Consider the following 6,206-nt stretch of genomic DNA (forward strand, 5'->3'; position numbering starts at 1 on the left):
TCGATGGCCACGACGCTCGACGGAGGAACGTTCGAGGAGGGGCGTCCGTTGAGGACGCCGGCCGGCTGGGCCCGGGCCGAGTGGGGGCCGCTGTACGCCGCCGTGCGCGGTCCCCTGCGGCGACGGGGCCCGGCGGCGGCCCCGTTGACGGCCGCGGCGGTGGGCCTGACGGCGTTGCTGCAGTACGTGCAGAACCAGCCATGGGGGTACGGGCTGGTGCAGGACCTGGGTGCCGTACGGGCCGACGACCCCCTGTGGCTCGCCCTGCTGCGCACCCCCCTGTCGCTGTTCGTGCCCGCGCTGGACCTGCCGGTGTGGGGGGCGCTGGCGCAGATCCTGCTGGTGTTCGGGATCGCCGAACTGTGCCTGGGCTGGTGGCGGACGCTGACCATCGCCTACGTCGCCACGCTCGCCGGAACCCTGTACGCGCGCCTCGGCATCACCCTGGGCGCGCACGCCCCCTTCGGGCTGCCCTGGACCGACGGGCAGGTGGTGGACACCGGGCCCTCGGCGGCCGTCGTAGGGCTCGCGGTGTTCGTGAGCTGGCGGTACGGCGCCTACGCGACGGCGGGCGCGGTGACGCTGGCGATGGTCGTCGAGGTGCTGCTCAAGGAGAACCTGGCGGGCAAGGAGCACCTGGCCGCGCTGATGGCAGTGGGGCTGCTGTGTCTGCTGGCGGCAGCGCGGCACCGAGGCACGCCCCCGGCCGGTCGGGCCCGCGGTCAGCGGTGGCCGGGCAGGCGTGCCGGGCGGGGGTCGGGCTTGCCGCCGATCCAGTCCTGAACGGCGCGGCTCGGCCGCGCCCAGCGGCGGTCGTGCCGGTAGGCGCGCAGGGCGGCCCTGGCACGGGCGCGGGGGCGGCGGCCGTAGAAGCGGCGGGCCCACGGGGAGCCGGGGCGGGCGAGCCGGACCGCGCCGACGAGCGCGACCAGCGGCACGATCACCCCGAAGAGCGCGGTGCGGGCCTTGCCCTTGTGCAGGGCGACGAGGGAGAAGAGGAAGTTCCCGACGATGTTGGAGACGACCGTGCCGCGGTCGGCCAGCTCCTGCTGGGAGAGGTCGTTGACGCCGAACGGGACGAAGCCGGCGAGCAGCAGGCCGACCAGGGCGGCGGTGAGCACGACGACCTCGACGCTCTTGCGGCCCTCCTCGGTCCAGTAGACGTCGTCCAGGTGCAGGATCAGCGCGAACTCGTCCAGGACCAGGCCCGCGCCCATGCCGAACAGCACGGCCGAGACGATCCCGCCGGCGCCGTGGCGGTCGCTGGCCACCGCGCCGAAGCCGCCGACGACGGTGAGGACGACCCCGGGGACGACGTGGTGGATGTGCAGCCCGCCGGCCTTGACATCGGCGAACGGGCCCCTGCCCGCCCGGATCAGCCGGGTGATGACCCGGGTCACGACGAACGTCAGCACGAAGGCGGCGAGCGCCAGCAGCAGCGGAAGCTTGCCCGGCTCGACGATGTTCCGCACCCACCAGTGCCCCATGTGCGCACTTTATCCCTCCAGGGAATGGGCAAGGACGCGCGTGGGCCAGGGGCCGACGGCCGGGTGGAGCCCGGGAGTTCCGGATCCCGGGCGGGATAGCCTGCGCCGGTGTTCACGTCCTCCCCCTCCTCGCCCTCCTCCCCCTCCTCCCCGCCCCCTGCGTTCTCCCTGCGGGACGGACTCCGGTTCGCCTTCGGCACGCTCACCGTGCTGCCCGTCCGGGTGCACCGCTGGGACCGGGGGGCCGCGCGCGGGGGCATGGTGTGCGCACCGGTGGCCGGACTGGTCGTCGGCGGGTGCGCGGCCGGGCTCGGCCTGCTCTTGCTCCTCCTCGGCGCCGGCCCGCTGCTCGCCGCCGTCGCCTCGGCCGCCGTACCGGCCGCACTGACCCGTGGGCTGCACCTCGACGGGCTCGCCGACACCGCCGACGGGCTGGGCAGCGGCAAGCCCGCCGAGGACGCGCTGCGGATCATGAAGCAGTCGGACATCGGACCGTTCGGGGTGCTCACCCTCGTCCTGGTGCTGCTCGCCCAGGTCGCCGTACTGGCGCAGCTCTACGGCGGCTCCTGGGCCCGGGGTGCCGTGGCGGCCGTGGTGTCGGCGGTCGCGGCCCGGCTGGCGCTCACCCTGGCCGCCCGCGCCGGGGTGCCGGCGGCCCGCCCTGAGGGGCTGGGGGCGGCGGTGGCCGGGGTGGTTCCGAAGGGCACGGCACTGGCCGTGGCCTGCGCCGTCGTGGCGGCGGCCGGGGCGGCGGGTGCCGGTCTCGGCGGGTACGACGGCGTGCGCACCGCCCTCGCGGTGGCCGCCGCCGTCGCCGTCGCCGACCTGCTGCTGCGCCGGTGCGTCCGCAGGTTCGGCGGGGTCACCGGCGATGTGTTCGGCGCGGTCGCGGAGACGGCCGCGGTCACGGCGCTGGTGGTGCTGGCCCTCGGTCGTTAGCGACGTGGCGGCGCGGGGTGGTACCCCTTCGTCGGCCGTGGGTGCGTCGTGGCCGGTCCTCCCGCGGCGAAGCCGCGCACCGCGCACGGCCTCGCGCCCCTTCGGGGCGCGTCGGCAACGGGCGTAGTCTCATCACGGGTGTTCGCCGACAGGGTGAGGCCCCGGTTGCCACCAGCGCCCGGCCCTGGGCCTAGGGTCGGCTCTCGGGCCCGGTCGACCCACCCCACATCGGCCACAGCGAACTTCACATCGGAAGCGAGATTTCACCACCGTGACTGCTCTGACTCTCAGCACCGCCGCGGCGCCCGGCCTGCGGGCCGACGCGATCGTGATCGGTGTCGCCAAGGGCGCCCAGGGGCCCGTCGTCGCGCCGGGCGCCGAGGCCGTGGACAAGGCGTACGACGGCAAGCTGGCCGGCGTCCTGGAGACCCTCGGCGCCTCGGGTGCCGAGGGCGAGCTGACGAAGCTGCCCGCGCCGGCCGGCTTCAAGGCCCCGCTCGTGGTGGCGGTGGGCCTCGGCGCTCAGCCCGCCGACAAGGACGGCGAGGACGGCGAGGACGGCGGCCCCGGCTACGACCCCGAGGCGCTGCGCAAGGCCGCCGGCGTGGCCGCCCGCGCGCTCGCCGGGTCGAAGAAGGCCGCGTTCGCGCTGCCCGTCGACAGCCCCGGCGCGATCGGCGCGATCGGCGAGGGCATCCTGCTCGGCGCCTACTCCTTCGACGCCTACAAGGGCAACGGCCAGAACGGCGGCAACGGCAGGGCCAGGAACGGCAAGGCGCCGCTGGCCGAGGCCGCGCTGCTCGGCGGCAAGCCGCGCGACGCCGCCCACAAGGGCGCGGTCGCCCGCGCGGTCGCGGTCTGCGAGGAACTGAACCGCGCCCGCGACCTGATCAACACCCCGCCGAACGACCTCACCCCCGCCGCCTTCGCCGGCATCGCGCAGACCGCGGCCAAGGAGCACGGCCTCAAGGTGCAGGTGCTCGACGAGAAGGCCCTGGTCAAGGGCGGCTACGGCGGCATCCTCGGCGTCGGCGGCGGCTCCGCGGCCACCCCCCGCCTGGTGAAGCTGTCGTACACGCACCCGAAGGCGGTCAAGCACCTGGCCTTCGTCGGCAAGGGCATCACCTACGACTCGGGCGGCATCTCGCTGAAGCCGGCCGGGCACAACGAGACGATGAAGTGCGACATGAGCGGTGCCGCCGCCGTGTTCGCCGCGGTCGTCGCCGCCGCGCGCCTCGGCCTGGAGGTCAATGTCACCGGCTGGCTGGCGCTGGCCGAGAACATGCCGTCCGGCTCCGCCGTGCGCCCGGGTGACGTGCTGCGCATGTACAGCGGCAAGACGGTCGAGGTGCTCAACACCGACGCCGAGGGCCGGCTGGTGCTCGGCGATGCGCTGTGGGCGGCCTCGCAGGAGAACCCGGACGCGATCGTGGACGTGGCCACGCTGACCGGCGCGATGATGCTGGCGCTGGGCAGCCGGACGTTCGGTGTGATGGCCAACGACGACGCGTTCCGCTCCGCGGTGCACGAGGCGGCGGAGGAGGTCGGCGAGCCGGCCTGGCCGATGCCGCTGCCGGAGCACCTGCGCAAGGGCATGGAGTCGTCCGTGGCCGACATCGCGAACATGGGCGAGCGGATGGGCGGCGGCCTCGTCGCCGGGCTCTTCCTGCGCGAGTTCGTCGGCGAGGGGATCACCTGGGCGCACCTCGACATCGCCGGGCCGGCGTTCAACGAGGGCGGGCCCTTCGGGTACACGCCGAAGGGCGGCACGGGGACCGCGGTGCGTACGCTGGTCCGTCTCGCGGAGCTCACCGCCGCGGGTGACCTGGGCTGAGCCGCCTGACGACTCGGTCCGGTCGGTAGTACGTCGTCCGCAGGAGCGTGGGGGCTGTTCGCGCAGTTCCCCGCGCCCCTGCCCCCGCGCGCCTTCGTTTTCCAGGGAACGTGGGACGTCTCACACACCGGCCCCGCGTCTCGATCGCCTCCGACAAGTGCAAAGATGGAGCCCGGCAGGACAGGGCCCCCACCGAAGGGCCGAAGCATCAAGCGGCCGGACACCAGCCGACCGGCCGGTCACCTCCCGAAGGGGCAAGGGTGCCCGGCGTACGGCGCACATGCATGGAGGACGTGACGTGGCGAACGACGCCAGCACCGTTTTCGACCTAGTGATCCTCGGCGGTGGTAGCGGTGGTTACGCCGCGGCCCTGCGCGGGGCGCAGCTGGGCCTGGACGTCGCCCTGATCGAGAAGGACAAGGTCGGCGGCACCTGCCTGCACCGGGGTTGCATCCCCACCAAGGCCCTGCTGCACGCGGGCGAGATCGCCGACCAGGCCCGCGAGAGCGAGCAGTTCGGTGTGAAGGCCACCTTCGAGGGCATCGACGTCCCGGCCGTCCACAAGTACAAGGACGACGTCGTCTCCGGTCTGTACAAGGGTCTGCAGGGGCTCATCGCCTCCCGCAAGGTGACCTACATCGAGGGTGAGGGCTACCTGTCCTCCCCGACCTCCGTCGATGTCAACGGCCAGCGCATCCAGGGCCGTCACGTCCTGCTGGCGACCGGCTCCGTGCCGAAGTCGCTGCCGGGCCTGGAGATCGACGGCAACCGCATCATCTCCTCCGACCACGCCCTCGTCCTGGACCGCGTGCCGAAGTCCGCGATCATCCTGGGCGGCGGTGTCATCGGAGTCGAGTTCGCCTCGGCGTGGAAGTCCTTCGGTTCCGACGTCACGATCATCGAGGGCCTGAAGCACCTCGTCCCGGTCGAGGACGAGAACAGCTCGAAGCTTCTTGAGCGCGCGTTCCGCAAGCGCGGCATCAAGTTCAACCTGGGCACCTTCTTCCAGAAGGCCGAGTACACCCAGGACGGTGTGAAGGTCACCCTGGCCGACGGCAAGGAGTTCGAGGCCGAGGTCCTGCTGGTGGCCGTCGGCCGCGGCCCGGTCTCGCAGGGCCTGGGCTACGAGGAGGCCGGGGTCGCCATGGACCGCGGCTACGTCCTCGTCGACGAGTACATGCGCACCAACGTCCCGACCATCTCCGCCGTCGGTGACCTCGTCCCGACGCTCCAGCTCGCGCACGTCGGCTTCGCCGAGGGCATCCTGGTGGCGGAGCGTCTGGCGGGTCTGAAGGTCGTCCCGGTCGACTACGACGGTGTTCCCCGGGTGACGTACTGCCAGCCGGAGGTCGCCTCCGTCGGTATCACCGAGGCCAAGGCCAAGGAGATCTACGGCGCGGACAAGGTCGTCGCTCTGAAGTACAACCTGGCGGGCAACGGGAAGAGCAAGATCCTGAAGACCGCGGGCGAGATCAAGCTCGTCCAGGTCAAGGACGGTGCCGTCGTCGGCGTCCACATGGTCGGCGACCGCATGGGCGAGCAGGTCGGCGAGGCGCAGCTGATCTACAACTGGGAGGCGCTGCCGGCCGAGGTCGCCCAGCTCATCCACGCCCACCCGACGCAGAACGAGGCGCTCGGCGAGGCCCACCTGGCACTGGCCGGCAAGCCGCTGCACTCCCACGACTGACCCTTCGGTCAACGGGCGCGACGACACAGACTTCCGCAATTCGTTAGGAGCAACCGAAACCATGGCGGTTTCCGTAACCCTTCCGGCGCTCGGTGAGAGCGTCACCGAGGGCACTGTCACCCGCTGGCTGAAGGCCGAGGGCGAACGCGTCGAGGCCGACGAGCCGCTGCTCGAGGTCTCGACCGACAAGGTCGACACCGAGATCCCGGCCCCCGCCTCCGGCGTGCTGGCCTCCATCAAGGTCGCCGAGGACGAGACG

6 protein-coding genes are annotated in these 6,206 nt (G+C 72.8%); 5 read left to right on the forward strand and 1 reads right to left on the reverse strand.

Annotated features, from left to right (window positions below; genetic code table 11):
* Positions 1 to 3 precede the first annotated feature (3 nt).
* Positions 4 to 783: a hypothetical protein gene (locus tag C3492_RS45040; RefSeq protein ID WP_374938436.1), complete on the forward strand. Its 780-nt coding sequence runs from the start codon at positions 4 to 6 to the stop codon at positions 781 to 783.
* On the opposite strand, the gene C3492_RS42630 is transcribed toward C3492_RS45040, so the two are convergent.
* Positions 723 to 1,487, reverse strand: coding sequence for a hypothetical protein (locus C3492_RS42630; protein WP_103817952.1), 765 nt, complete (start codon positions 1,485 to 1,487; stop codon positions 723 to 725). The genes C3492_RS45040 and C3492_RS42630 overlap by 61 nt on opposite strands.
* A 108-nt stretch (positions 1,488 to 1,595) precedes the next feature.
* On the opposite strand from C3492_RS42630, the gene C3492_RS42635 reads away from it, so the two are divergent.
* The 4 genes from C3492_RS42635 to C3492_RS42650 all read left to right on the forward strand — a co-directional run.
* A complete protein-coding gene (locus C3492_RS42635; protein ID WP_258056232.1) occupies positions 1,596 to 2,426 on the forward strand; it encodes an adenosylcobinamide-GDP ribazoletransferase in 831 nt (276 codons plus the stop codon).
* Positions 2,427 to 2,697: 271 nt separating this feature from the next.
* Positions 2,698 to 4,260 carry a leucyl aminopeptidase gene (locus C3492_RS42640; protein WP_103817953.1) on the forward strand — a complete coding sequence of 521 codons (1,563 nt, stop codon included), beginning with the start codon at positions 2,698 to 2,700 and terminating at the stop codon, positions 4,258 to 4,260.
* 298 nt (positions 4,261 to 4,558) lie between these two features.
* A complete protein-coding gene (lpdA, locus tag C3492_RS42645) occupies positions 4,559 to 5,947 on the forward strand; it encodes a dihydrolipoyl dehydrogenase (RefSeq protein ID WP_103817954.1) in 1,389 nt (462 codons plus the stop codon).
* Between the two features lie 61 nt (positions 5,948 to 6,008).
* The coding region (locus C3492_RS42650; RefSeq protein ID WP_308461190.1) for a biotin/lipoyl-containing protein at positions 6,009 to 6,206 on the forward strand (198 nt) is incomplete at its 3' end.

The organism is Streptomyces sp. Ru62, assembly GCF_002920615.1.
Lineage (GTDB): Bacteria > Actinomycetota > Actinomycetes > Streptomycetales > Streptomycetaceae > Streptomyces.

Bases quoted from the DNA above. Each gene is read 5' to 3' on its own strand.
- C3492_RS45040 (WP_374938436.1), top strand. From the start codon at position 4: ATGGCCACGACGCTCGACGGAGGAACGTTCGAGGAGGGGCGTCCGTTG.
- C3492_RS42630 (WP_103817952.1), bottom strand. From the start codon at position 1,487: ATGGGGCACTGGTGGGTGCGGAACATCGTCGAGCCGGGCAAGCTTCCG.